Below are 26,143 nucleotides of genomic sequence, written 5' to 3'. Positions count from 1 at the left end.
ACCGAGGAGTACTGAGATGCGCGCACCGTTCATGTCCACCCAGGAAGGAAGGCCCCCCTCTTCAAAGGACATGACACCAGGTGCACTTGCTCAACCTCGGGATTCTCGCGCACGTAGACGCAGGTAAGACCAGCCTGACCGAGCGCCTCCTGCACTCGGCCGGCGTGATCGACGAGATCGGCAGCGTCGACGACGGGAACACCCGCACCGACACCCTCGCGCTGGAGCGGCAGCGCGGTATCACCATCAAATCGGCCGTCGTCTCCTTCCCGGTCGACGACGTGACCGTCAACCTGATCGACACCCCCGGCCACCCGGACTTCATCGCCGAGGTGGAGCGGGTGCTCGGCGTGCTCGACGGTGCGGTCCTCGTCGTCTCGGCCGTCGAGGGCGTCCAGCCGCAGACTCGCGTCCTGATGCGCACACTCCAGAGGCTGCGCATCCCGACGCTCCTCTTCGTCAACAAGATCGACCGCCGCGGGGCACGCTACGACGACCTCCTCACGGCGATCTCCGGACGGCTCAAGGCGGCCGTCGTACCGATGGGTTCGGTCGAGGGCCTCGGGACACGGGAGGCCGGTTGCCTGCCGGGCCTCGGCCCGACCGCTTCGGCCGTCCTCGCCGAGCACGACGACGAACTCCTCGCCGCGTACGTCGAGAACACGGTGTCCTACGACCTCCTGCGCACCGCCCTCGCCACCCAGACCCGCCAAGCCCTCGTGCACCCCGTCTACTTCGGCTCCGCCATCACCGGCGCCGGCGTCGACGCGCTGATCACCGGCATCAAGGAACTGCTCCCCGCAGCCGAGGGCGACCCCCAAGGCCCGCTCTCCGGCACGGTGTTCAAGGTCGAGCGCGGCCTCGCGGGGGAGAAGATCGCCTACGCTCGGATGTTCTCCGGCACCCTCCGCACCCGCGACCGGATTACCTTCGGCGACGCGGGGGAGGAGGGCAAGGTCACCTCGGTCAGCGTCTTCGACCGCGGTACGGACGTCGAGTGCGACTCCGTTCCGGCGGGCCGGATCGGCAGGCTGCGGGGACTCGGCGGGATCAGGATCGGGGACTCGATCGGCGTACCCAGGAAGGCGGTTGAGCACCACTTCGCGCCGCCGACCCTCGAAACCGTCGTCGTCCCGGGCCCGGACGCCGACCGGCGCGCCCTGCACCTCGCGCTCACCCGACTCGCCGAACAGGACCCGCTGATCGGCCTGCGCCACGACGAGGTGCGCCAGGAGACCGCCGTCTCCCTCTACGGCGAGGTCCAGAAGGAGGTCATCCAGGCCACGCTCGCCGACGAGTTCGGAGTGCGGGTCACCTTCCGAGAGACGACTCCGCTGTGCATCGAGCGGCCGGTCGGCACGGGTGCGGCGGTCGAGTTCAACAAGAAGGACCCGAACCCGTTCCTCGCCACGGTCGGCCTGCGCGTCGAACCGGGCCCGGTCGGCTCGGGTGTGCGGTTCGGCCTGGAGGTGGAACTGGGCGCGATGCCGTACGCCTTCTTCAAGTCCGTCGAGGACACCGTGCGCGAGACGCTCGGGCAGGGGTTGCACGGCTGGCGGGTCACCGACTGCGCGGTCACCATGACGCACTCCGGCTACTCGCCCCGGCAGAGCCACGCCCACCAGGGCTTCGACAAGGGCATGTCGAGCACCGGGGCCGACTTCCGCGGGGTGACTCCGCTCGTCCTGGCCGAGGCGCTGCGGCGGGCGGGGAGCCAGGTGCACGAGCCGATGCACCGGTTCCGTGTCGAGGCACCGGCCGACACCCTCGGTGCCCTGCTGCCGGTGCTGGCCGCGCTGCGCGCCGTACCGCGGACCACCGAGACCCACGGGTCGTCGTGCGTGCTGGAGGGAGAGGTGCCGGCGGCTCAAGTGCACGGACTGGAGCGGCAGTTGCCGGGTCTGACGCGTGGCGAGGGTGAGTGGGAGAGCGCCTTCGACCACTACGCGCCCGTCGCGCACGGCACGGTTCCGGAGCGGGCGCGCACCGACCACAACCCGCTGAACCGGAAGGAGTACCTGTTGAACGTGACACGTCGGGTGGCCTGAGATGTTTCAACAGGGCTTGTGGCGCGCGGACTTACTCGTGAGTCAGAAGTGTTGACAGTGTCCGGAAATCACCCGACTGTAGTGGACATGACGAATATCCGGGCGCGTTTGATCGTTGTCCTGGTTGTCCTCTGCGGATTCCTGTCGGTGGCGGGCGCATCGCCCGCCGCCGCCACCCCAACCGACTCCCTCTGGTTCGACGGCTCAGCGCTGACCGTGCAGAACGGCAGCTTCGTGGACGGTTACGGCCGCCAGGTCGTGCTGCGCGGCTACAACGTCTCCGGTGAGACCAAACTGGCGGAGAATGACGGTCTCCCCTTCGCCTCGGTCGCCGACGCGAAGAAGTCCGCGACCGCGCTGCGCGCCCTCGGCGGCGGCAACTCGGTCCGCTTCCTGCTCTCCTGGGCCTACGCCGAACCCGTCCGAGGCCAGGTCGACACCACGTACCTGGCCGCCGCCACCGCGCAGATGCAGGCGTTCCTCGACGCCGGCATCCGCGTCTACCCCGACTTCCACCAGGACCTCTACTCGAAGTACCTGTTCAACAGCGGAAGTTGGTACACCGGCGACGGCGCGCCCAAGTGGGCCGTGGCGCTGGGGAGTTACCCGCAGGAGTCCTGCGGCATCTGCCTCTTCTGGGGTCAGAACATCACCCAGAACGCGGCCGTGACCGAGGGGCAGTACGACTTCTGGCACAACAACTACGGCCTCCAGGACTCCTTCCTCGCCACCGCCCAGTCGACCATGACGTACATCCAACAGCACCTCACCACCGAGGAGTTCGCGGGTGTCGTCGGCTTCGACCCGTACAACGAGCCCTTCGCCGGCACCTACGACTCCGGTCAGACCAGCCGCACCTGGGAACAGAACCTGCTCTGGCCGTTCTATGTGAAGTTCCGGGCGCGGATGGACGCGGCCGGCTGGAGCGCCAAGCCCGCCCTCGTCGAGCCGAACCTCTTCTGGAACTCCAACATCTCCAGCCAGGTGCAGGTGGGCGGACTCCTCGACGCGGGCACGCTCGGGTCGCGGTACGTCTTCAACACGCACTTCTACGACCAGAAGGCGATCTCCGGCATCCTGATGTGGGGCAACGCGGCCGACGGCCAGTACTCGACCGACTTCGGGACGGTCCGTGACCGGGCCACCGCGGCCGGCACCGCCGCCATCGTCAGCGAGTTCGGGCATCCACTGTCCGGCACGGTCTCCGGCAAGGCGCCGACCGTGCTCAAGGCGATGTACCAGGCCCTCGACTCCCGTCTGCCGGGCGCGAGTTGGTGGTCCAACCCGGCGGGCTCCGGCCCGGTCCTGTCCGGCACGCAGTGGCAGTGGGACATCTACAACGGCCGCCACAGCGAGCTGATGAACGACAACCCCGACAAGGTGCTCACCTCCGGCGACGCGTGGAACGACGAGGACCTCTCGGCCGTCAACATGACCGACTCCGGCACGGTGACACTCCGTCAGGACGCCCGTCTGCTCGACCGGATCTACCCGAGCGCGACCGCCGGCACCACGGTCGCCTTCACCTACGAGGACCGCTCCCGTGACGGCTCGACGACCCTGACCTGGAACCCCGTCCCCAGCTCCCTCCCGAACGTGTCCTCGCTGGTCGGCTCCGGCCAGTACGGCCTCCTGATGTGGCGCTCCAACAGCTCCACCGCGCCGACCGAACTGCACCTCCCGGCGTCCTTCCCGGCCGCGTCCACCACGGTGGTCTCCGACCTGGGAGCGATCTCGGGGGTTCCGGCGTACACGTCGTCGACCCCGATCGGCTACGCCAACGAACCGGGCGGCACCGGCAGCCACCGTCTGCTGCTCTCCGCCTCCGGCTCGGGAACCCTGCACTACGCCCTGATCACCAACGGCGCGTCGAGCCCCTCCTCGACGCTGCTGAGCGCGGCCAAGTCCGAACTGGCCACGTGGGCGGCAGCGCACAGCTGACAAAGGCAACGGCACCGATCCCCTCGGGGACCGGTGCCGTTGACGGTCGCTCAACTCGCCGACGGGCTCGTCCAGTCGGCCTGCACATGACCAAGCCGTACGCGCTGCGGATGGTCCCCCACCGGGACGGAGAGCACCTTCTGCCCGGTGGCGAAGTCGATGGCCGTCACCTGGTCGGCGCCGGCCTCCGAGATGACACAGTCCTTGCCGTCGCCGCTCACGGTCGCCCAGTACGGCGTGGACGCCGTGACGAGCGGGCCCTCCTGGAGGGTGGCCCGGTCCACGACTGTCGCGTAGTTGTCCATCGTCCCGGCGACGCACAGCTTGGTGCCGTCGGGGTTCATCGAGATGCCGTGGTGGCGTGAGTCGAGCAGCCAGGTGGTGCGGTCGGTGCTGGTCGCGGGGTTCGCCGGGAGCGTCTTCACGCGGGTGATCTTGTCGGTGGCGACGTCGTACTCCAGGAAGCCGTTGAAGAACGACACCTGGAAGTACAGCTTGGACCAGTCCGGCGTGAAGGCGGCCGGGCGGACGGCGTCGGAGAAGTTCGTGAGGCCGATCGCGTCCAGCCGGTCCCGCATGTCGATGATCTTGACCTGCTTGAACGTGGTGGCATCGACGACGGTGATGTGCCGGTCGCCCTTGGTCCAGTCCCAGGCCGGATCGTCGAGGGAGGTGGTGACCTCGCCGATCGCCATGTTCCAGATGTACTTGCCGCCGTTGGTGAAGAAGTTCTCGTGCGGTTTGTCGCCGGTGTCGAACTCGCCCAGTTCGGCGCCGGTGTCGATGTCCAGCACCTGCACCTTGTTGGCGGTCGAGGCCGAGACCGCGACGCGGGTGCCGTCGGGGGACACCGCCATGTGGTCGGCGCGGTAACCGGCCACCGGGAAACGCCAGTTGATGGTGTCTGTGGCGAGGTTGATCGACACGACGTCGGCGAAGCTGGGGCGGGAGACGACGAGGGACTTGCCGTCCGGCGTGGAGTACATGTCGTCCACGTACTGGTCGTGTCCCTGTCCGACCTCGTTGTGGATGGACGTGTAGTAGATCCACTTGATCGGGTCGGCGTTGATCTCCGCCAGTCGCGCCGCCTTGTCGGGGACGATGTTGATCTCCCCGATCTTCGCGAAGTCTCCGGTGGACTTGATGACGTACGCGGTGCCGTCCCAGTTGTTGCCCACGAACAGCACCTCGCGCAGAGCGGCGGAGGAGTCGGCCGTGGCGGCCGTGGCGGGAGCGGCGACGGTCAGGACGAGGGCGGCGGCCATGGAGCAAAGGTGCCTGGGTCTGAAGGCAGGCATGACTGCTCTCTTCTGTGAGGTGAGAGGGGTGCCGAGAGGGCGTGAAGGAATCTGAACACGCTCGCATTCAGAGTGAACTTACTGAAAAGTAAGGAAGGGCCCTCTTCTCCGCAAGACTGTGGACACGACAAGATTGGCCGATGGTCGACGAGACAGGGGTGTGACAGTGGTGGGCAGGCTCAAGGCGCCGACCGGTCGTTACGGCGGCAAGTCCGCCGAACAACGGCAGGCCGAGCGGCGCGGACGGTTCCTGGACGCCGCGCTCCAGCTGTTCGGCGACACCCCCGGCTACCGCGCCACGACCGTGGCTGCCCTCAGCGAGGCCGCGGGCCTGTCCACCCGGCAGTTCTACGAGGAGTTCCGCAGCCTGGAGGACGTCCTGGCCGCCCTCCACCTCCAGGTCAACGACTGGGCCGAGGAAGCCGTCATGGCCGCGCTCAGCTCGGTGGAGGGCCTTCCCCTTGCCGAGCGGTGCACCGGCATCTTCCATGCCTATGCCGCTGACGTCACCACGGACCCGCGCCGCATCCGCATCACGTTCGTCGAGATCATCGGCGTCAGCCCGCGGCTGGAGGAACAGCGGCTGGCCCGCCGCGCCCGCTGGGTCAACCTCATCTGCAACGAGGCGAAGGCCGCCGCCCAGCGCGGGGAGGCGGCCCGGCGCGACTACCGGATCGCCGCGGCGGCCTTCATCGGCAGCGTCAACGGCCTGCTCCACGACTGGAGCGCGGGCTGGGTGGACGCCACGCTGGACGAGGTCGTGGAGGAACTGGTCCGGCAACTGCTCGGCATCATGCAGCCGCCCGGCTGGAAGCCCTAGACCGAGTCGTCCGTAGCGTGCTCGTCCAGGCGGCGGGCCAGCGCGCGTACGAGATCGCGCAGGGCGGCGGGGCGTTCGATGACGAACGGGCGGTCGAGGGCGGCGAGGACCGGCGGGATCCAGTCCAGCCGCTCGGCCCGGATCCGGACGTGGACCCAATCGGAGTGGTCGTCCGCCTTTGAACCGTCGGGCGGGGTCTCGCCGCTGTGGGGCGGGACCGTGGACAGAGTCGCGACCTCGGCCGGGAGCTGTGTGCGAATGTGCCGCACGCTGCCCCGGATCCGCAGCGACACATCGTGGGTCCACGGCGTGCGCGCGAGGCTGTCCAGCACCGTGGCCGCCGGGTCGAACTCATCCGGCACGGCGAACGAGCCGGGCCGCACGCTCATGGCGGTGATCCGGTCCAGCCGGAAGGTGCGGACCTCCCCGTCGGCAGGGTCCGCGCCGGTCAGATACCACCGGCCGGCATGCGCCACGAGACCGTACGGCAGGACGGTACGGTCGCTGCCCCGGCCCTTGCGGTCGGTGTAGCCGATCGCCACCGGCCGCCGATGGAGCGCGGCCTCGGCGAGTTCGAGCAGCACCCCCGTCTCCGGGGCGGCGGCCGTACGGGGCCGCGCGGTGAAGTCGGCCGTGTCCAGCAGGGCGTCCAGCCGCCGGCGCAGGGCGACGGGCAGCACCCGCAGCAGTTTCGCCGTGGCGCTCTCGCCGGCCGCCGCGGACGTGGTGACGAGCCCCGCCCTCCGGCCGGCCAGCAGCCCGAGCACCACGGCCAGGGCCTCCTCGTCCGTGAACATCAGCGGGGGCATCCGATAGCCGGGGGCGAGCCGGTAGCCGCCGTAGCGGCCACGCACCGAGTCGACCGGCACGCCCAGTTCCAGCAGATGGCCGACGTAGCGGCGGACCGTGCGTTCGTCGACGCCGAGGCGGGCGGCCAGGTCGGGGACGGTACGGAGGCCGCCGCCCTGGAGGATCTCCAGCAGGGCGAGCACGCGCGCGGTCGAGGTGGTCACCCCGAAAGTCTCCCTCGGATACCGGGCGGAAGCTGTCCGGTATCGGTCCTAGCGTGAGAGACGCCGGTTCATCCGGTACCGCCTCCGACCTCCGACAGGAAACTGCCATGAACTTCGTCTCGATCCGTGTCATCACCGACGACGTCGCCCGCCTCGTCGGGTTCTACGAACAGGTCACCGGCGTGACGGCCACCTGGTCGACCCCCGACTTCGCCGAACTCGCCACACCCGCCTGCACGTTGGCGGTCGCGAGCACCCGCACCGTGGCCCTGTTCGGCACCGACTCCGCTCGCCCCGCCGCCAACCACTCGGTGATCACCGAGTTCCGCGTGGCGGATGTCGACGCCGAATTCGAGCACCTGACGCCCCTCGACTGCGAGATCGTCCAGAAGCCGACGACGATGCCCTGGGGCAACCGCTCCCTCCTCTTCCGGGACCCCGACGGCAACCTGATCAACTTCTTCACGCCGGTCACTCCCGAGGCCGTGGCCCGGCAGGAGCGCTAGCGCAAGGTGTCCAGGGCGGCGAGCACGGGCGCGACCCCGTCCTCGGCGCGCACCCGGGCACCGAGGACCCGCGCGCGCTCGGCGTAGGCAGGCTCGCGCGTGGCCCGGACGAGTGCGGCGGACAGGGAGTCGGCGGTCAGGCCGCGCAGCGGTACGGCGCCCGGTGCCACGCCCAGGGCGACGAGGCGTGCGGCCCAGAAGCCCTCGTCGAACTGGATCGGCACCGGTACGGCCGGCACCCCGGCGCGCAGTCCGGCCGCGGTCGTGCCCGCACCGCAGTGATGGACCACGGCCGCCATCCGCGGGAACAGCGCCGAGTGCGGGACCTCGCCGACGGTCAGGACGTCGTCCCCGGCCGCTTCGAGGCCACCCCAGCCGCGCTGGACCACCCCGCGCAGCCTCGCCCGGCGCAGCGCGCGCACGACCTCGGCGCTCAGCCGCTCCGGATCGGGCACGGTGGCACTGCCGAGCCCCACGAAGACCGGGGGCGGTCCGGAGTCGAGGAAGTCCCGTAGTTCCGGCGGGAGTTGGGCGTCGACGTCGTACGGCCACCAGTAGCCCGTCACCGTCAGCCCGGGGCGCCAGTCGGCCGGGCGGGGCACGACGAGGGGGCTGAAGCCGTGGTGGACGGGCCAGTTCTGCCGTTCCCGGGAACGGAGCGCGGCGCCGGGGCGGGTGCGGGGCAGGCCCAGCCGGGAGCGCACCTCCGGTACTGCGGTGGTGAAGACGTGCTCCACCGCCCGGTTCACCCCGCGCCCGGCGACCCGGTTGCCGACCGCGCCCCAGGAACCGGCCCCGAGTACCGGCGGCGCGAACTCCCCTGTCGGCGCGAGGGGTTGGAGATACACGCCCATGCTCGGCAACGACAGTCCCTCGGCGACGGCATGCCCCAACGGCCCCAACGAGCTGGACAGCAACAGGACGTCACTCGCCCGGGCGGCCGTCAGCAGGTCGTCGGTCATCCGCCCGACCAGCGCCCGCGCCATCGTGACCACCCGCAGCAGCTTGCCCCCGCCCGAGGCGCTGCGGTGCAGTCCGCGTCCCCGCGAGGACTCCAACTCGGCCCGGGGATCGACCGGAAGAGGGTGGAAGCCGACACCCGAGCCCGCCACCAGGGGCGCGAAACCCGCGTGGGTGACGAGGGTGACCTCGTGGCCCGCGCGGGCCAGGGCATGCCCGAGTCCGGTGTAGGGGGCGACGTCGCCCCGGGATCCCGCTGTCATGATCGCTACGCGCACGACGGTCAGTATCCCGTCCGGTGACCGACGAGGGGGGGATTCCCGCCGGGATTCCAACTGCCCCTCGTGTCACAGCCGTTGACTTCGACCCCGGCTGCCTCTACTTTCAGCGCGCCGTTTCGTTCGGCGACCCGATCCTGGTTCGAAATATCGGCAAAGGAGCCGCATGTTCCGCACCCCCATCCTCCGCGCCCTCGCGATGGCCGTAGCAGCGCTCACCCTGCTTCTCGTCACCAGACCCGCGCCCGCTGACCCGCTCCGAGCGGCCCCCGTCGCCTCGACGACCCGTCAGATAGCCGTGCCCACCGCCCCTATGGGCTGGGCCTCCTGGAACAGCTTCGCCGCGAAGATCGACTACAGCGTCATCAAGGCGCAGGTCGACGCGTTCGTCGCCGCGGGCCTGCCGGCGGCCGGTTACAAGTACATCAACATCGACGAGGGCTGGTGGCAGGGCACCCGCGACAGCGCGGGCAATATCACCGTCGACACCAGCGAGTGGCCCGGCGGGATGAGCGCCATCGCCGACTACATCCACAGCAAGGGCCTCAAGGCCGGCATCTACACGGACGCCGGCGCGAACGGCTGCGGCTACTACTACCCGACGGGCCGTCCCGCCGCCGCCAACACCGGCAGCGAGGGCCACTACGACCAGGACATGCTCCAGTTCTCGCAGTGGGGCTTCGACTTCGTGAAGGTCGACTGGTGCGGCGGCGACGCCGAGGGCCTCGACGCGGCGACGGCGTACAAGGCGCTCAGCGCCTCGGTCACCAAGGCCACCGCGAGCACCGGCCGCGCGCTGACCCTCTCGATCTGCAACTGGGGCTACCAGAACCCCTGGAACTGGGCCCCCGGCCTGGCCCCCATGTACCGGACGAGCACGGACATCATCTACTACGGCAACTCGCCGTCGACGACGAACATGCTGTCCAACTTCGACCAGGGCCTGCACCCGGCCGCCCAGCACACCGGCTACTACAACGACCCCGACATGCTGATGGTCGGCATGTCCGGCCTCACCGCCGCCCAGAACCGCACCCACATGGCGCTCTGGGCGATCTCCGGCGCACCCCTCCTCGCCGGGAACGACCTGACGACCCTCACCACCGAGACCACCGGCATCCTCACCAACCCCGAGGTCGTCGCGGTCGACCAGGACGCGCGCGGCCTCCAGGGCGTCAAGGTCGCCGAGGACACGACCGGACTCCAGGTCTACGGCAAGGTCCTCTCGGGCCTCGGCAACCGCGCGGTCACCCTCCTCAACCGCACCTCGTCCGCCCAGAACATCACCGTCCGCTGGTCCGACCTCGGCCTGACCACCGCGTCCGCCACCGTCCGTGACCTGTGGTCCCGCACCAACATCGGTTCCTACGGCACGAGTTACACGGCGAGCGTCCCGGCCGGCGGCTCCGTGTTCCTGAAGATCAGCGGCGGCACCGAGGCGGCCGGCACCAACTACACCGCCACCTCCACCGGCAAGTACACCGGCGTGAGCGCGGCCGGCACCGGCCTGAACGTCGTAGACGTCACCTACACCAACACCGGCTCCACGGCCGTCACCGGCACCCTCTCGGTCAACGGCCAGACCGCGACGACGGTGTCCTTCCCGCCGACCGGCTCCAGCGCCGGCACGATCTCGGTGCAGGCCAACCTGTCGAAGGGATCGGCCAACTCCCTAACGCTCACGGGCAGTTCACTCCCGACCCTGGGCACGGTCAACGTCCAGCCGATCCCGGGCACGAACGGCTCCCTGGTCGTCGGCACTGGATCCGGCCGCTGCGCCGACGTCTACAACAACACCATCACCAACGGCACGCAGGCCGAGATCTGGGACTGCAACGGCGGCCAGAACCAGGCGTGGACGTACACCTCCCGCAAGGAACTCGTGGTCTACGGCAACAAGTGCCTGGACGCCTACAACAACGGCACCACCAACGGCACGAAGGTCGTCATCTGGGACTGCAACGGCCAGAGCAACCAGAAGTGGACCGCCAACTCCGACGGCACCCTGACCAACGTCAACGCGGGCCTGTGCCTGGACGCGTCCGGTGCCGCCACCGCCAACGGCACCCTGCTGATCCTGTACACCTGCGGCACGGCGAACAACCAGAAGTGGACGCTGACATAGCCGCACCGGCCTCCGCACAGTCACATCGTCCCGCCGGTCGTCAGGGCCGGCGGGACACGCGTCCCTAGGTGAGCGCGGTGACGACCAGACCCGTCGCCGCGACCAGCGCACACCCCAACAGGCAGGCGGCGAGGAGACGTTGGCGAAGGCGCCGGTACGTCTCCTCGTACTCGTTCCGCACCTGCCTGCCCCGCTCGGCCGTGCGCTCCCAGGAGGCACGGGTGACGGTGAGGTACTCCGCCTCGAAGTGCCGTTCCACTTCGGCCCGTTGGCCGTCGGTGAGCCAGTCGAGCCGGGCGCTGAAGCGGACGGCGGCCGTACGGCCCTCCGTGCGGGCGGCCGCGATCAGCAGGTGACCCTCGATCTCGTTGAGGAACGTCCGCTGGTCCAGGGGGTGTTCGTCCATCGCGGTCACCGGGGCGTCAACTCCCGTTCCAGGGCCGGAATCTCGGCGTGGTGGAGGTCGAAGGCCGGGGACTCGCTGCGGATGCGGGGGAGCGTGACGAAGTTGTGTCGCGGCGGCGGGCACGAGGTCGCCCACTCCAGTGAACGGCCGTAGCCCCACGGGTCGTCGACCTCGATCTTCTTGCCGTACTTGGCCGTCTTCCAGACGTTGTAGAGGAACGGGAGCAACGACAGGCCCAGCAGGAACGAGAAGATCGTCGACACCGTGTTGAGCGTCGTCAGGCCCTCCACTGCCAGATAGTCGGGAATCCGGCGCTGCATCCCGTTCACGCCCAGCCAGTGCTGGACGAGGAAGGTGCCGTGGAAGCCGATGAACAGCGTCCAGAAGGTGATCTTGCCGAGGCGCTCGTCGAGCATCTTGCCGGTCATCTTCGGCCACCAGAAGTGGAAGCCGGAGAACATCGCGAACACGACCGTGCCGAACACGACGTAGTGGAAGTGGGCGACGACGAAGTACGAGTCGGAGGTCGAGAAGTCGAGCGGCGGGGACGCGAGCATCACGCCGGTCAGGCCGCCGAACACGAAGGTGACGAGGAAGCCGGTGGCCCAGAGCATCGGGGTCTCGAAGGACAGGGATCCCTTCCACATCGTTCCGATCCAGTTGAAGAACTTCACGCCGGTCGGTACGGCGATGAGGAACGTCATGAAGGAGAAGAACGGGAGGAGGACTCCGCCGGTGACGTACATGTGGTGGGCCCACACGGTCACGGAGAGGCCGGCGATGGAGATCGTGGCCGCGACCAGTCCCATGTAGCCGAACATCGGCTTGCGGGAGAAGACCGGGATGACCTCGGAGATGATGCCGAAGAACGGCAGGGCGATGATGTACACCTCTGGATGGCCGAAGAACCAGAAGAGGTGTTGCCACAGCAGCGCCCCGCCGTTTGCGGCGTCGAAGACATGGGCCCCGAATTTCCGATCCGCCTCCAGCGCGAAGAGCGCGGCGGCGAGAACCGGGAAGGCCAGCAGAACGAGTACGGCGGTCAGCAGCACGTTCCACACGAAGATCGGCATGCGGAACATCGTCATGCCCGGTGCGCGCATGCAGATGATCGTGGTGATGAAGTTGACCGCGCCGAGGATCGTGCCGAAGCCGGAGAAGGCCAGACCCATGATCCACATGTCGGCGCCGATGCCCGGCGAGCGGACCGCGTCCGACAGCGGGGAGTAGGCGAACCAGCCGAAGTCGGCAGCGCCCTGCGGGGTGAGGAAGCCACCCACCGCGATCGTCGAGCCGAACAGGTAGAGCCAGTAGGCGAACATGTTGAGGCGGGGGAAGGCGACGTCCGGGGCGCCGATCTGGAGCGGCATGATCCAGTTGGCGAAGCCGGCGAACAGGGGTGTCGCGAACATCAGCAGCATGATCGTGCCGTGCATCGTGAACGCCTGGTTGAACTGCTCGTTGGACATGATCTGAAGGCCGGGTCTGGCGAGTTCGGCGCGCATGAGCAGCGCCATGACGCCGCCGATCAGGAAGAACGCGAACGACGTGACCAGGTACAGCGTGCCGATCGTCTTGTGATCCGTGGTCGTCAGCCACTTGATGCTCTTGAGGTCTCTCACGCCCCGCCTGTGTCCGCGCCCCGCCCGCACGTCACACTCGACGGACGCGAGGAGAATCACGAAACCGGGTGTGACGATCGCCCCGGTGCCGGACACGAACGGGACATGAGCAACGACGAGATCTTCGCCGCTGCCTATCGCGAGCACTACTGGGCGGTCAGCCGCTACGTTGCGCGGCGACTGGACGGGCGGACCAGTGAGGTCGAGGAAGTGGTGGCGGAGGTCTTCACCGTCGCCTGGCGCCGCCGCGCGGATCTTCCGTCGGCCCCGTTGCCTTGGCTGTACGGCGTGGCCCGTAACTGTCTGGCCAATGCGGTGCGTGGGTTCGGGCGGCGGCGTCGGCTTGTCGACCGGCTGGGCAACGACGAGAGCGCGCATGGGCGGCAGGTCGCGGTCGGTCCCGAGGCGGAGGCGCCCGGGGCCTGGGTGCACGAGGCGCTCGCGCGGTTGTCTCCGGCCGATCAGGAGGTGTTGCGGCTGACGGCGTGGGAGGAACTGGGCGTGGAGGAGGTTGCCGTGGTTCTTGGGTGTGGGGGGCGGGCCGCGGCCATGCGGCTGCATCGGGCGCGGCGGAGGTTGCGCGCCGAGATCGATCGACTCGCGGTGCTTGGAGGGGCGGGGCGATGAGCGTCGAAAGTGCCGCGATGTGTTGGTGGTCGGCTGCGGGCGCGTCGTGGCTGGTCGCGCAGTTCCCCGCGCCCCTTTGGGTCGCTACAGGTGGGGCGCTTTTCAGGTACCGCCCCTTTAAGGACCGTCTCCATGGCTGATGAACTCGAACTCCTGCGTAGCGCCAACCCGTTCACGAGCGACGGACCCCTCTACGGCGATGGGCCGCTCGACCATCACGCCGAGCGCCGGCTCAACAGGCTGCTGCACGACCGGCGTTCACGGCGGCGCCGGCTGCTGTGGAGCCTTGCGGCCACCGCTTCCGTGGCCGCGACCGTGCTCACTCTGGCGCTGGGCGGGCCGAGCAGCACCCCGGCGGTGGCGGCTCCCCGCGCCCTGGTCGTGCAGGCGCACTCCACCCCCGTATCCCTGAAGCAGCTCGCCGCCCTCGCCGCGGCGGTCGCGGCCGACGGAACTCCCGCTCTGCGCAGGGGAACCCATGTGCAGTCGTGGAGCCTCGGCATGTCCGACGACAAGCCACCCGTCACCGTCCCCGAGGAACGCATCGTGCGCTGGAACGCGGACGACAGTCACACGGAGCGGGACATCGAGGACGGGCGTGTCGTCAAGGACACGACGTATCCGCCGAGTTGGAGCGATGTCCCGCCCGACGCCCGGCCCCCGCACGACGTGGCGGGACTGCGGGCGTACCTCCAGGAGGCGGCGTACAGCAAGACGCCGTTGACCACCCCCGAACTCCTGTCGGCCGTGGGGGAGTTGCTGGACCACTGGACGCTCGGGGCGCGTGAGTCGGCCGCGTTGGCGCGGCTGCTCGCGGGGGCGGACGGACTGCGGCCGGTGGGGGAGGTGACCGACCGCCTCGGGCGGCACGGGCAGGCGTACGTGTATCAGCGGTCTGGCAGCCGCCTGATGCTGATCATGGACCCGGCCACCGGCGCCGTACTCGGACTGGAGAGTACCTCCACGAAGGATCAGCCCGAGTACGGCGTCAAGGCCGGGGACGTCATGGAGTACAGCGCGTGGACGCGCTGATCACACCCCGAGCTGCCGGGCTGCGGCGGTCACGGTCTGCTCCAGGAGCGTGGCGATCGTCATCGGGCCGACACCGCCCGGCACCGGCGTGATCAACGAGGCGCGTTCGGCGGCGGATTCGAAGTCGACGTCGCCGACGTTGCCCGCGTTGTAGCCGGCGTCGACGACGACCGCGCCGGGCTTGACGTCCTCGCCGCGGATCAGCCGGGGGCGCCCGACGGCGGCGACCACGATGTCCGCCTCGCGGACCACGGCGGACAGGTCCCGGGTGCGGGAGTGACAGTAGGTGACGGTCGCGTCGCGGGCCAGGAGCAGCATGCCGGCCGGCTTGCCGAGGATCGCGCTGCGGCCGACCACGACGGCCCGCTTGCCGGACAGGTCGACGTCGTACTCGTCGAGCAGCCGCATGATGCCGCCGGGCGTGCAGGACACGAAGCCCGGCAGGCCGAAGCTCATCGTCGCGAACGACGCGAAGGTGACACCGTCCACGTCCTTCTCCGCCGCGATGGCCTCGAACGCCGCCCGCTCGTCGATGTGTTCACCCATCGGGTGCTGGAGCAGGATGCCGTGCACCGTGGGGTCGGCGGAGAGTTCGTCGAGGGTGCCGACCAGTTCGGCGGTGGTCGTGGCGGCGGGCAGCTCGACGTGCCGGGACTCGATGCCGGCCTTGCGCGAACGGTTCTGCTTCATCCGGACGTACGTGACGGAGGCCGGGTCCGCGCCGACCAGGACCGTCGCCAGACAGGGCGCCGTACCGGTGCGCTCCGTGAGGTCGGCGGCCTTCTTCGCGGTGTCCTCGACGATGCGCCGGGCGAGCGCGGTGCCGTCCATGAGTCGTGCCTGGGACATGATCCACTCCTGAGCTGGTTGACCAATCGCCCAGGCGCACGGCATCGACTCCGCGTGGGCCGCTCCACGGTGGTGCTCCACCTCAGCGCCAGTCACGACCCACGAACAGCCTAACCGACCTGTCCACGGCCGTCAGGGGCCCGCTCACCCACGCCGGACGCGCCGACGGGACTGCGCCGCTCGCAGCGCTGACCCCAGGAGGGCGGTGGACGCTCGCAGGCCCGCCGCGGAAACCGGTGCGCGGCGTCGCGTCACAACGGACCGCGCGGGTGCGGTGCTCGCCGAGAAGGTCCAGGTCAGACGGGTGCTGATCCGGACCCTCGGCACCAGCCTCGCTAGCCGTCCCATGCCTGGATCATGGTCTGCCGGGTGATCTTGCCGTCGTGCAGCAACAGCATCGACTCGGCGAGGACCCTGGCCCCGTCCGGGTACTGACACGATTCGCTGTAGGCGACCCGGTCCCCTTCCACGACGCACTCCTCCAGCTTGTGCGTCATGTCGCGGCTGTAGACGTCGGCGAGCATCGCGCCGATCTCGTCCCGGCCGTGCAGGACCTTGGGGTGACTGGGCTGGGTCTGGTGGTCGACGACGTGGATCTCGGCGTCGTCCGCGTAGAGCGACAGAAGTGTCGCCGCTGTGTGGTCCTCGATGCCCCGGCGCAGGGCTTCGGTGTCGAAGCCGGGGCGTGCCGCGGTGCCCATGGTGACCTCCTCGGAGGGCCGCGGTCCGCACAGGAGCGAGCCGCGACGGGCCTCTCCTACGAGACTCCTCCGTCACGCCGGGGTCGGCAAACCGGGCGGCACGCTCCGCCTGACGGGTGAGCGGTGCCTGGTGCCCGTGACCGCGCGGGGACCGGGCGCGTTGCTGAGGGCATGATCTCAACACGACGTATTGCCGCCGCCGTTGGTCTCGCGGTCGGGGTCACCGGCCTCGTCGCGCCGATGGCGAACGCCGCCGACGCGCCCGCCTTCAAGGACGGCAAGGTCAGCCCGGTCGCCCTGCTGGACTCGCTCGCGGTGAGTGAAATCCCCGCCGAGCACCAGGCGGAGATTCCCCGGGTCGCCAGCCAGCTGCAGGGGCTGAACCACCTGAACGACCTCCAGCAGCTGCACCAGGTCACCGACCTCACCGCGCCGGTCACGGGACTCCTCCCCGCCGTCGAATAGAGCCTGTCGAGCCTGTGGCACCGAAGCGGTACCGATCCTGCTGAGCACGCGCTTTCTGAGGGCCGTCCGGAAACGGGCGGCCCTCAGCCGTTCCCCGGGATCAGCCCGTCGTCGCCAGGAACTGTGTCGCCGCCAGCTCCGCGTACAGCGGGTCCGCGCTCACCAGCTCCCGGTGCGTGCCCACCGCGCGGACGCGGCCCGCGTCCATGACGACGATCCGGTCGGCCATCGTCACCGTGGACAGCCGGTGCGCCACGACCAGGACCGTCGTCGTACGGGCCACATCGGCGACGGTGTCGCGCAGGGCCGCCTCGTTCACCGCGTCCAGCTGCGAGGTCGCCTCGTCGAGGAGCAGCAGCCGGGGCCGGCGCAGCAGCGCGCGGGCGATGGCGACGCGCTGACGTTCGCCGCCCGAGAGGCGGGTGCCGCGGTGGCCGACGAGCGTGTCGGCGCCCTTCGGAAGGCGGGCGACCAGGCCGTCGAGGCGGGTCGTCCTCAGGACGCGGGTGACGGCGTCGTCGTCCGCGTCCGGGTTGCCGAGCAGCAGGTTTTCGCGCAGGGAACCCGACAGGACAGGGGCGTCCTGCTCCACATAGCCGATGGCGGACCGGAGTTGGGACAGTTCCCACTCCGCGAGGTCCCGGCCGTCGAGGGTGATGGCGCCGGACTCGGGGTCGTAGAAACGCTCGATGAGGGAGAACACGGTGGTCTTGCCCGCGCCGGACGGGCCGACGAACGCCGTCATGCCCCGGGCCGGTACCTCGAAGGTCACGCCGTGGTGGACGTAGGGGAGGTCGTCGGCGTAGCGGAAGCGGACGTCGTCGAAGGCGAGGGACGCGGGTTCGGCACCGGGGGAGGGCAACTGGGCGGGCGGGGACGGGGGTTCGGCGGGGAGTTGGAGCGCCTCCTGGATGCGGGAAAGGGCCGCGGCGCCCGTCTGGTACTGGGTGATCGCGCCGACGACCTGCTGGATCGGCATCATCAGATAGAAGACGTAGAGGAGGAACGCGACCAGCGTGCCGACGTCGATCGCGCCCGTCGCCACCCGCGCTCCGCCCACCGCGAGGACCGTGATGAACGCGATCTGCATCGACAGGCCGGCCGTATTGCCCGCCGCCGCCGCCCACTTGGCCGCGCGGATGCTCTGCCGCCACGACTCCTCGGCCGCCGCGTGCAGGGTGCGCTCCTCGCGGTCCTCGGCGCCGGACGCCTTCACCGTGCGCAGCGCGCCGAGGATCCGCTCCAGCGACGCTCCCATCACACCGATCGCGTCCTGTGCCTGCCGGCTGGCCCGGTTGATGCGCGGCACGATCACGCTGAGCACAACGCCCGCACCCACGATCACGCCGAGGGTGACGGCCAGCAGCACAGGGTCGACCAGACCCATCATCACCACCGTCGCGACGAGGATGAGCCCCTCGGTGCCGAGCCCGACCAGGGAGTCGGTGGTGACCTCGCGCAGCAGCGTGGTGTCCGAGGTGATGCGGGCCATCAGGTCACCGGGCTCGCTGCGGTCCACCGCTGAGATCCGCAGCCGCAGCAGATACGACGACAGGGCGCGCCGCGCACCGAGCACCACCGACTCCGCGGTACGCCGCAGAACGTATGAACCCAGCGCGCCCAGCGCCGCGTTGGCGACCACCAGCGCCGACATCGCGAACAGCGCCCCGGTGATCGTCCGGTGGTGCGACAGGTCGTCGATCAGCCCTCGCGCGACCAGCGGCAGCAGCAGCCCGGTGCCCCCGGTGACCAGCGAAAGCACCGCACCCGCCAACAGGGCCCAGCGGTGCGGCCGTACGTAGTCGAGGAGCAGCCGCCAGGTCGGCGGGGCGCTCCGAGTCCCTGCGATGCCCACGGCGCCCACGGTGCTCCTTGCGAGTCGGTCGGAGCATTCAGGCTACGTCGGTGACCGACCGGGGTGAGAGGGACGGTGGCGGTGACGACCATGGTGGTACGCGTGGGCCTTACCGATCAGTCACGCGTAGGGTCGTAGGCAGGGACAACGGCGACGAAGGGGTTCAGGACCATGGCGCAGGAAGTACGCGGCGTGATCGCACCGGGCAAGAACGAGCCGGTCCGGGTCGAGACGATCGTCGTACCCGATCCCGGACCCGGTGAGGCCGTGGTGAAGGTGCAGGCCTGCGGGGTCTGTCATACCGACCTGCACTACAAACAGGGCGGCATCAGCGACGACTTCCCCTTCCTGCTCGGGCACGAGGCCGCGGGCGTCGTGGAGTCGGTGGGGGAGGGTGTCACCGATGTGGCCCCCGGCGACTTCGTGATCCTCAACTGGCGTGCCGTGTGCGGGAATTGCCGCGCCTGTCTGCGCGGCCGGCCGCAGTACTGCTTCAACACCCACAACGCCAAGCAGAAGATGACCCTCGCCTCGACCGGCCAGGAACTCTCCCCGGCTCTCGGTATCGGCGCCTTCGCGGACAAGACGCTGGTCGCCGCCGGACAGTGCACCAAGGTCGATCCGTCCGTCTCTCCGGCGGTCGCCGGACTGCTCGGCTGCGGGGTCATGGCCGGTATCGGTGCCGCCATCAACACCGGCAATGTCGGGCGCGGTGACACGGTCGCGGTCATCGGCTGCGGTGGTGTCGGTGACGCGGCGATCGCCGGGTCCCGGCTCGCGGGTGCCGCGCGGATCATCGCCGTGGACATCGACGACCGCAAGCTGGAGAAGGCCCGTTCCATGGGGGCCACGCACACCGTCAACTCGAAGACGAGCGACCCCGTCGAGGCCATCCGTGAGCTGACCGGTGGCTTCGGCGCCGATGTCGTCATCGAGGCGGTCGGCCGCCCGGAGACGTACAAGCAGGCCTTCTACGGCCGCGATCTCGCCGGCACGGTCGTCCTCGTCGGGGTGCCGACCCCGGAGATGAAGCTCGAACTCCCGCTGCTGGACGTCTTCGGGCGGGGCGGTTCGCTCAAGTCGTCGTGGTACGGCGACTGCCTGCCCTCCCGTGACTTCCCGATGCTCATCGATCTGCATCAGCAAGGGCGCCTGGACCTGGGGGCGTTCGTGACGGAGACCATCCAACTCGACGAGGTGGAGAAGGCGTTCGAGCGGATGCACGGCGGCGACGTGCTGCGTTCGGTGGTGGTGCTGTGATGGCGACGCGTATCGAACACCTCGTCACCTCAGGGCAGTTCAGCCTCGACGGCGGCACCTGGGACGTCGACAACAACGTGTGGATCGTGGGCGACGACCACGAGGTCGTCGTCATCGACGCCGCCCACGACGCCGACGCCATCGTGAAGGCGGTCGGCGACCGTCGGCTCACCGCGATCATCTGCACCCACGCGCACAACGACCACATCGACGCGGCGCCCGAACTCGCCGACCGCACCGGTGCCACGATCTGGCTGCACCCCGACGACCTGCCCCTGTGGAAGCAGACCCACCCCGACCGCGACCCCGACGCTCATCTCGTCGACGGTCAGGTGATCGAGGTCGCGGGCGCCGACCTGAAGGTCCTGCACACGCCGGGGCACGCGCCCGGCGCGGTGTGCCTGTACGAGCCCGGGCTCGGCACGGTCTTCACCGGCGACACCCTCTTCCACGGCGGACCGGGGGCCACGGGACGGTCGTACTCCCACTTCCCGACGATCATCGACTCCATCCGCGACCGTCTGCTGACCCTCCCGGCCGAGACCAAGGTGCTCACCGGGCACGGCGACTCGACGACCGTCGGGGCGGAGGCCGCGCATCTGGAGGAGTGGATCGCGCGGGGGCACTGAGACACCGGTGAATACCTGACAGAAGGTGTCCGGCTTCTCCTGCACGATCGACGTGAGACAGGTCGAACGAGCACGGGAGGTCGGACATGCCGGGTCCACTGGAAGGCAAGGTCGCGCTGGTCGCGGGGGCGACGCGCGGAGCGGGACGCGGGATCGCGGTGGAGCTGGGCGCGGCCGGTGCCACCGTCTACGTGAGCGGTCGCAGCACCCGTGCCCGGCGCTCCGAGTACGACCGGCCCGAGACCGTCGAGGACACCGCCGACCTCGTCACCGCGGCCGGCGGCCGGGGCATCGCCGTCCCCACCGACCACCTGGAACCCTCGGCCGTACGGGCCCTCGTCGACCGCATCGACGACGAACAGGGCCGCCTCGACCTCCTCGTCAACGACATCTGGGGTGGCGAGCACCTCTTCGCCTGGGACACTCCCGTCTGGGAACACGACCTCGACAAGGGGCTCCGCATCCTCCGGCTGGCGGTCGAGACGCACGCGATCACCAGCCACCACGCGCTGCCCCTGCTGCTGCGCCGGCCCGGCGGCCTGGTCGTCGAGATGACCGACGGGACCGCCGAGTACAACCGCGACACCTACCGCGTCTCCTTCTTCTACGACCTCGCCAAGTCGTCCGTCCTGCGCATGGCCTTCGCCCTCGGCCACGAACTCGGCCCGCGCGGCTCCACCGCCCTCGCGCTGACCCCGGGCTGGCTGCGCTCGGAGATCATGCTCGACCAGTTCGGCGTCCGCGAGGACAACTGGCGCGACGCCCTGGAACGCGTCCCCCACTTCGCGATCTCGGAGACCCCGCGCTACGTCGGCCGCGCCGTCGCCGCCCTCGCCGCCGACCCCGAAGTGGCCCGCTGGAACGGGCAGTCGCTGTCCAGCGGCGGACTCGCCCCGGTGTACGGCTTCACGGACCTCGACGGCAGCCGCCCCGACGCGTGGCGGTACCTGGTGGAGGTACAGGACGTGGGGAAGCCGGCGGACGTGACCGGGTACCGGTGAGCCACGAGATCAGTCCTGGGGCGTCAACCAGCGGCCCGAGTGGCCGGGCGGCAGTGCCAGATCGTCCCGTACGGCAGCGTAGTAGCCCTCGCGACCGGCACGCTGACGGTCCATCAACTCCCGCCAGGCGACCGGGTCGTGGGTCTGCGTGCGCATGAACCGCTCCATCTCCATCACCGCGCTGACCCACGCCCGGGCCTTCTCCACCACCTCCGGACTCCCCAGCAGGATGAGCGCCTCGCCGGACGGATCGCGGCCCACGGTCGCCTCGGCCAGCAGCGGTTCCGCCTCGGCCGGGGTCAGCGGGTGCGGATGCGGGTCGTTGCCGAAGTGGGACGCGACCCGGTAGGCCAGGGTCACGGACTTCTTCAGCGTCCGGGCGTACTCGGCGTACACCTCCAGCCGCCGCTCCTCCCAGCGGGCCGCCCGCTCGCGGCGGAACCTCGCCCGATCGCCCCGCACGATCGCCACGTACGAGCCGAGGGCGCCGATCACGACACCGATGAGCGCGGGCAGTTGCTGTAGGAACGCGTGCATGTCCGCACGCTATCTGCCGAGTTGATCGTTCCGGCAGTACGTTCGGGTCCATGACTGACACAACGCGCTTCGAGGGGTACGGAGTTCTCGTCACCGGTGCGGCCCGCGGCATCGGCGCGGCCATCTCCCGGCGGCTCGCGGAGGAGGGCGCGCGGGTGCTGGTGACCGACGCGGATCTGCCCGAGGCGGAGAAGACGGCGGCGGCACTGCGCGAACTCGGTCTGGCGGCGGAGGCGTTGGGCTGTGACGTGGGAGACCAGGAGGCGGTCGAGCGGGCCGTCGCGCACGCCGTCGGCACCTTCGGGTCGCTCGACGTCCTGGTCAACTGCGCCGCGCACTGCACGCCCGACGTCCCGCTCTTCGAGGACGAACCGGACGACGAGTGGGCGCGTGACCTCGACATCACCCTGACGGGGACGTTCCGCTGCCCGAGGACATCGCCGCGGCCGTCGCGTTCCTCGCCTCGCGGGACGCCTCCTGGATCACCGGGACGACGCTCGCCGTCGACGGAGGACTCACGGCGGTCAACACCGGGTTCCACCAGTCCCTTTCAGAGCGCAGGGCCGAGGGGCAGTGAGGCAAGCGCCGCCAGCACCCGGTCCGTATCGGCCTCGGACGTATGCCAGTTGCTGAACGCGGCGCGCAGCGCGGGTGTCCCGTCGTAGACCGTCGGCGTCAGGAACGCCTCGCCGGTGGCGGACACGGCCTCCGCCACCGCCGCCACCCGCTCCGGCGTGGGGTTCTCGGCGAGGGTGAAGCAGACGACGTTCAGCCGGACCGGCGCGGACAGCCGCAGGCCCGGGAGCGCGGCGATGCCCGCGCCGAGGCGCTGGGCGAGGGCGACGTTGCGTTCGACGATCTCGCGGTGCCCGGCGCGGCCGTAGGCCATGAGGGAGAACCAGGCCGGGAGGGCGCGCAGCCGGCGGGAGTTCTCGGGGGTCAGGTGGAGGAAGTCCGGGTCGCCGGTGGGCAGGCCGAGGTAGGGGGACGCGTTGTGGAACACCCTGGTCTGGAGGTCGCGGCGGCGGGTGAACTGGACGGCCGCGTCGTAGGGCACGTTGAGCCACTTGTGGAGGTCGACGCAGACCGAGTCGGCCGCGTCGAGGCCGTCGACGAGGTGGGCGTACGTGGGGGAGAGCGCGGCGAAGCCGCCGAACGCGGCGTCCACGTGCAGCCAGAAGTCGTGCCGTTCCTTGAGGGCGGCGATCGCCCGCAGGTCGTCGAAGTCGACGGTGTTCACCGTGCCGGCGTTCGCGACGACGATCGCCGGGCGGCCGTCCAACTCGGCCAGGACGGCGTCGAGTTGGGCCACGTCCACGGCTTCACGGTTTCCGGCGAGCACGGGCACGTGGCGCAGTCGGTTCCGGCCGATGCCGAGCACGGACAGTGCCTTGGTGACGCTGGAGTGCGGGCTGCCGGAGAGCACGTCGACCGGGCCGAGTGCGGCGAGCCCGTCCCGGGACACGTCCACGCCCAGGCGCTCGCCGAGCCACTCGCGGGCGATCGCCAGCCCGACCGTGTTGGACATGGTCGCGCCGGTGACGAAGGCCCCGGAGTGCGCCTCGCCCAGCCCGAACAGCTCGCGCAGCCAGTCGACCGTCTCCCGTTCGAGGGCCGCCGCCCAGGAACCGGCCGCGCCGGACACGTTCTGGTCGTACGCACTGGTCAGCCAGTCGCCGGCGACCGACGCGGGCGTCGCACCGCCGGTCACGAAGCCGAGGTAGCGCGGGCCCGCCGACCCCGAGAGCCCGGGCGCCCACCGCTCGGCGAACCGGGCGAGCGCAGCCTCGCCACCGGCTCCCTCGACCGGCAGGGGCTCCCCGCCGGGCGCCTTGTCGAGCCGGACTACCGGCCGCTCGTCCACCCCGGCCAGCTCGCGGGCGGCGAGGTCATGGGCGGACCGGAGGAGCGCGGGGAGCCGGGAGAGGTCGTCGGCGAGTGTGCGGTGCATGAGCGGCAGCGTAGGCGGAGGTCGCGGGTGGGGTATCGGGCCACTTCGGGGGAACTGGACTGCTGAAGGGACGACGGCCACCGGTGCGCACGCTGACCGGCAGGCGAGGAATGTCACCGTTTCGTCGCAGCGTGTCCCGTACTACAACCTCGGCCGCCATACTCCGGTCTAGGTGGCAGAGATCGCAGTTCTTGCCGAGGGGGAGGGTTCGACATGGGGGACATACGCAGACGAGGTGCCGTGGTGCTCGGGATCACCGGGCTGGTGGCACCGCTCACGCTCGCGCTGGGCAGCACGCCGGCGATGGCGGCGAGCTGTACGACGCAGGCGGGGCCGTACCAGAAGCAGGTGGAGAAGTTCCTCGGGCGGCCGGTCGACGGGAAGCAGTCCGCCGCGGACTGCAAGGCCATCAAGGCCTTCCAGACCAAGCACGGCATCACGCCGAACATCGGCTACGCGGGTTCCGTCACGTGGGGCGTGATGGACCTCATGAACAAGCAGAAGGCCGTGGGCAACAAGCCCAACAAGGCCGGCAAGTGCCCGACCAACAAGGGCCGCATCGCCTGCGTCAACCTCACGCTCCAGATCAGCTGGATCCAGGACGGCAGCAGGCTCGTCTACGGCCCGGTCCCGGTGCGCACCGGACGCAACGGCTACGAGACCCGCACCGGTCTGAAGAAGATCTACTGGCGGGACATCGACCACGTCTCGAACATCTACAACGTGCCCATGCCGTACAGCCAGTTCTTCGACGGCGGCCAGGCCTTCCACTCGGTCGGCCTCAGCATGTGGAACCCGCCGGGCTCGCACGGCTGCGTCAACATGACCAAGACCACGGCCAAGAAGTACTGGTCGCTGCTGAAGAACGGCGACGACGTCTTCGTCTACGGCCGCAAGCCGGGTACCTGATACAGCCGCAAGCCGGGGACCTGACAGACAGTCACCCGGCTTGCGTGCCAACCCAGTTACGCGGGCGCGTCCCCGAAGTCCGGGATCTCCAGCCTCGCCCCGCCCTGCCGTGCCGAGTCGTGCGCGATGATGCCCGGCAGGGTGTAGCGGGCCGCGACCCACGCGTTCACGCTGGGCAGGGTGCGGGAGTTGACCGCGGTCACGAAGTCGTCCGCCAGGAAGTGGTGGCTGCCCTCGTGGCCGTTGTGCAGGTTGTCGAACTCCCGCGGCAGCCGCGACCGGTCGTGCACCGGCGCCGAGCCCGAGGTGAAGGCGGCCCGGAGATCCGGCGCGATGTGCTGGAGTGACGGATCGTCAGGAGACATGGTGGGCTTGGGCTCCAGCAGCTCGCTGATGTCCTGCACCCCCTTCTTGTCCTGCCAGAAGGCCACCGTCGCGAGCTGCTCCATGCTCGCGTCCGTCCCGAAGAACCGGAAACGCGACTCCCGGATCTGCGAGGGATAGCCCACCCGCCGGAACTCGTTCGTACGGAACGAACCGCCGCCCGCCACCTCGAACAGCGCGGTGGCGTTGGAGAAGTCGTTGCCGAACTGGCTGACCTCCTTGTCGAAGACCCCGTCCCCGCGTTCGTCGACCACCCCGATCGCCGACACGCTCACCGCGTGCGTCTGCCACGCGCCGAGCACCCCGCCCACCGAGTGCGTCGGGTACAGCAGCGGCGGATAGCTGGCCGTGGCCTTCCAGTTGTCGCCGCCGCTGTACTGGTACGCCTCGTAGAACCCCAGATCCATGTCGTGGACGTAGTCGCCCTCGGCGTAGAAGATCCGCCCGAAGGCGCCCTCCGCGATCTGGTTGCGGGCGTGCACGGTCGCCGGGTTGTACTGGCTGGTCTCGCCCATCATGTACGTCAGTCCGGTCGCCTTGACCGCGTCGATGATCGCCGCGATCTCCTCGGTGCTGATCGCCATGGGCACCGCGGAGTACACGTGCTTGCCGGCGCCGAGCCCCTGGAGTACCAGGGGGCCGTGTGTCCAGCGCTGGGTGAAGATCGCGACGGCGTCGACGGCCTTCGACTCCAGCATCGCTTCGTAGGAGGGGAAGGTGCCCGCCAGCCCTTGTTCGGCGGCCAGTTGCTCCGCCCGCTCCGGCAGGAGGTCGGTCACGTAGACCTCGCTCACGCCCGGGTGGGCCTGGAACAGTCTGGCGAACTGGCCCGAGAACTGGCCTGCTCCGACGATGCCGAGGGAGAACGTCATAGGTGCGTGTCCTTCTCTGACGAGATTTTCGCTGACTCATGAGTCGTCGACCGA

Annotated in this window: 23 protein-coding genes, 1 pseudogene and 1 riboswitch; of the genes and pseudogenes, 13 read left to right on the top strand and 11 right to left on the bottom strand. The window is 69.8% G+C overall.

What is annotated here, in order from left to right; translation table 11 throughout:
- The first annotated feature begins 80 nt into the window (after positions 1-80).
- Both OG714_RS06095 and OG714_RS06090 read left to right on the top strand, forming a co-directional pair.
- Entirely contained in the window at positions 81-2,048 is a 1,968-nt protein-coding gene (locus OG714_RS06095; protein WP_406119074.1) for a GTP-binding protein, read from the top strand.
- An 87-nt stretch (positions 2,049-2,135) separates the two neighbouring features.
- Positions 2,136-3,989 (top strand): cellulase family glycosylhydrolase, encoded by a 1,854-nt coding sequence (locus OG714_RS06090; protein ID WP_406119072.1) that lies wholly within the window; start codon positions 2,136-2,138, stop codon positions 3,987-3,989.
- A 50-nt stretch (positions 3,990-4,039) separates the two neighbouring features.
- Here OG714_RS06090 and OG714_RS06085 read toward each other — a convergent pair whose 3' ends face one another.
- Complete coding sequence (locus tag OG714_RS06085) at positions 4,040-5,287, bottom strand: YncE family protein (RefSeq protein WP_406119071.1); 1,248 nt, start codon at positions 5,285-5,287, stop codon at positions 4,040-4,042.
- Between the two features lie 166 nt (positions 5,288-5,453).
- Between OG714_RS06085 and OG714_RS06080 the strand changes: the two genes are divergently transcribed.
- Complete coding sequence (locus OG714_RS06080; RefSeq protein ID WP_406131732.1) at positions 5,454-6,107, top strand: TetR/AcrR family transcriptional regulator; 654 nt, start codon at positions 5,454-5,456, stop codon at positions 6,105-6,107.
- On the opposite strand, the gene OG714_RS06075 is transcribed toward OG714_RS06080, so the two are convergent.
- Positions 6,104-7,120 (bottom strand): helix-turn-helix transcriptional regulator, encoded by a 1,017-nt coding sequence (locus tag OG714_RS06075; protein WP_406119069.1) that lies wholly within the window; start codon positions 7,118-7,120, stop codon positions 6,104-6,106. The genes OG714_RS06080 and OG714_RS06075 overlap by 4 nt on opposite strands.
- 107 nt (positions 7,121-7,227) lie before the next feature.
- Between OG714_RS06075 and OG714_RS06070 the strand changes: the two genes are divergently transcribed.
- Positions 7,228-7,626, top strand: a complete 399-nt coding sequence (locus tag OG714_RS06070) for a VOC family protein (protein WP_406119068.1) — start codon at positions 7,228-7,230, stop codon at positions 7,624-7,626.
- Here OG714_RS06070 and OG714_RS06065 read toward each other — a convergent pair.
- Entirely contained in the window at positions 7,623-8,849 is a 1,227-nt protein-coding gene (locus OG714_RS06065) for a glycosyltransferase (protein WP_406131730.1), read from the bottom strand. The two genes, OG714_RS06070 and OG714_RS06065, sit on opposite strands and share 4 nt — an antisense overlap.
- Positions 8,850-9,030: 181 nt before the next feature.
- On the opposite strand from OG714_RS06065, the gene OG714_RS06060 reads away from it, so the two are divergent.
- On the top strand, positions 9,031-10,989 hold the full coding sequence (locus OG714_RS06060; protein ID WP_406119067.1) for a ricin-type beta-trefoil lectin domain protein: 1,959 nt from the start codon (positions 9,031-9,033) through the stop codon (positions 10,987-10,989).
- A gap of 64 nt (positions 10,990-11,053) precedes the next feature.
- Here OG714_RS06060 and OG714_RS06055 read toward each other — a convergent pair whose 3' ends face one another.
- Positions 11,054-11,395 (bottom strand): hypothetical protein, encoded by a 342-nt coding sequence (locus OG714_RS06055; RefSeq protein WP_406131728.1) that lies wholly within the window; start codon positions 11,393-11,395, stop codon positions 11,054-11,056.
- A gap of 5 nt (positions 11,396-11,400) precedes the next feature.
- On the bottom strand, positions 11,401-13,017 hold the full coding sequence (gene ctaD / locus OG714_RS06050) for a cytochrome c oxidase subunit I (protein WP_406119066.1): 1,617 nt from the start codon (positions 13,015-13,017) through the stop codon (positions 11,401-11,403).
- Between the two features lie 105 nt (positions 13,018-13,122).
- Between ctaD and OG714_RS06045 the strand changes: the two genes are divergently transcribed.
- Together OG714_RS06045 and OG714_RS06040 are read left to right on the top strand one after the other, a co-directional pair.
- The gene (locus OG714_RS06045; protein WP_406119064.1) at positions 13,123-13,644 is read left to right on the top strand and encodes an RNA polymerase sigma factor; all 522 of its coding nucleotides are present in this window, start codon (positions 13,123-13,125) and stop codon (positions 13,642-13,644) included.
- 132 nt (positions 13,645-13,776) lie between these two features.
- Positions 13,777-14,676, top strand: coding sequence for a CU044_5270 family protein (locus OG714_RS06040; RefSeq protein WP_406119063.1), 900 nt, complete (start codon positions 13,777-13,779; stop codon positions 14,674-14,676).
- On the opposite strand, the gene OG714_RS06035 is transcribed toward OG714_RS06040, so the two are convergent.
- Together OG714_RS06035 and OG714_RS06030 are read right to left on the bottom strand one after the other, a co-directional pair.
- A complete protein-coding gene (locus OG714_RS06035; RefSeq protein ID WP_406119061.1) occupies positions 14,677-15,525 on the bottom strand; it encodes a bifunctional 5,10-methylenetetrahydrofolate dehydrogenase/5,10-methenyltetrahydrofolate cyclohydrolase in 849 nt (282 codons plus the stop codon). It abuts the gene before it with no gap.
- Between the two features lie 21 nt (positions 15,526-15,546).
- Positions 15,547-15,631: riboswitch (ZMP/ZTP riboswitch) on the bottom strand.
- A 229-nt stretch (positions 15,632-15,860) separates the two neighbouring features.
- Positions 15,861-16,226, bottom strand: coding sequence for a nuclear transport factor 2 family protein (locus tag OG714_RS06030; RefSeq protein ID WP_406119060.1), 366 nt, complete (start codon positions 16,224-16,226; stop codon positions 15,861-15,863).
- A gap of 171 nt (positions 16,227-16,397) precedes the next feature.
- On the opposite strand from OG714_RS06030, the gene OG714_RS06025 reads away from it, so the two are divergent.
- Positions 16,398-16,691 carry a hypothetical protein gene (locus OG714_RS06025; protein ID WP_406119058.1) on the top strand — a complete coding sequence of 98 codons (294 nt, stop codon included), beginning with the start codon at positions 16,398-16,400 and terminating at the stop codon, positions 16,689-16,691.
- 100 nt (positions 16,692-16,791) lie between these two features.
- On the opposite strand, the gene OG714_RS06020 is transcribed toward OG714_RS06025, so the two are convergent.
- Positions 16,792-18,546 carry an ABC transporter ATP-binding protein gene (locus OG714_RS06020; protein ID WP_406119057.1) on the bottom strand — a complete coding sequence of 585 codons (1,755 nt, stop codon included), beginning with the start codon at positions 18,544-18,546 and terminating at the stop codon, positions 16,792-16,794.
- A 171-nt stretch (positions 18,547-18,717) separates the two neighbouring features.
- Between OG714_RS06020 and OG714_RS06015 the strand changes: the two genes are divergently transcribed.
- From OG714_RS06015 to OG714_RS06005, 3 genes are all read left to right on the top strand, one after another.
- Positions 18,718-19,806, top strand: a complete 1,089-nt coding sequence (locus OG714_RS06015; protein WP_406119056.1) for an S-(hydroxymethyl)mycothiol dehydrogenase — start codon at positions 18,718-18,720, stop codon at positions 19,804-19,806.
- Positions 19,806-20,435, top strand: a complete 630-nt coding sequence (locus OG714_RS06010; protein WP_406119055.1) for an MBL fold metallo-hydrolase — start codon at positions 19,806-19,808, stop codon at positions 20,433-20,435. Before OG714_RS06015 ends, OG714_RS06010 begins: the two co-directional genes overlap by 1 nt.
- An 86-nt stretch (positions 20,436-20,521) precedes the next feature.
- Positions 20,522-21,436, top strand: coding sequence for an SDR family oxidoreductase (locus OG714_RS06005; RefSeq protein ID WP_406119053.1), 915 nt, complete (start codon positions 20,522-20,524; stop codon positions 21,434-21,436).
- A gap of 9 nt (positions 21,437-21,445) precedes the next feature.
- Here OG714_RS06005 and OG714_RS06000 read toward each other — a convergent pair whose 3' ends face one another.
- Positions 21,446-21,973, bottom strand: a complete 528-nt coding sequence (locus OG714_RS06000) for a hypothetical protein (protein ID WP_406119052.1) — start codon at positions 21,971-21,973, stop codon at positions 21,446-21,448.
- A 50-nt stretch (positions 21,974-22,023) separates the two neighbouring features.
- Between OG714_RS06000 and OG714_RS05995 the strand changes: the two are divergent.
- Positions 22,024-22,550: pseudogene (locus tag OG714_RS05995) on the top strand (SDR family NAD(P)-dependent oxidoreductase).
- On the opposite strand, the gene OG714_RS05990 reads toward OG714_RS05995, so the two are convergent.
- Positions 22,524-23,924 carry a pyridoxal phosphate-dependent decarboxylase family protein gene (locus tag OG714_RS05990; protein WP_406119050.1) on the bottom strand — a complete coding sequence of 467 codons (1,401 nt, stop codon included), beginning with the start codon at positions 23,922-23,924 and terminating at the stop codon, positions 22,524-22,526. The pseudogene OG714_RS05995 and the gene OG714_RS05990 sit on opposite strands and share 27 nt — an antisense overlap.
- Before the next feature lie 213 nt (positions 23,925-24,137).
- Between OG714_RS05990 and OG714_RS05985 the strand changes: the two genes are divergently transcribed.
- Positions 24,138-24,833: a L,D-transpeptidase family protein gene (locus OG714_RS05985; protein WP_406119049.1), complete on the top strand. Its 696-nt coding sequence runs from the start codon at positions 24,138-24,140 to the stop codon at positions 24,831-24,833.
- Between the two features lie 56 nt (positions 24,834-24,889).
- Here OG714_RS05985 and OG714_RS05980 read toward each other — a convergent pair whose 3' ends face one another.
- On the bottom strand, positions 24,890-26,089 hold the full coding sequence (locus OG714_RS05980; RefSeq protein WP_406119048.1) for a Gfo/Idh/MocA family protein: 1,200 nt from the start codon (positions 26,087-26,089) through the stop codon (positions 24,890-24,892).
- Positions 26,090-26,143 lie beyond the last annotated feature (54 nt).

Origin of the sequence: Streptomyces sp. NBC_00989 (assembly GCF_045162655.1) — a bacterium.
Classification (GTDB): domain Bacteria; phylum Actinomycetota; class Actinomycetes; order Streptomycetales; family Streptomycetaceae; genus Streptomyces.
This window is presented reverse-complemented; position numbering and strand designations above follow the sequence as displayed.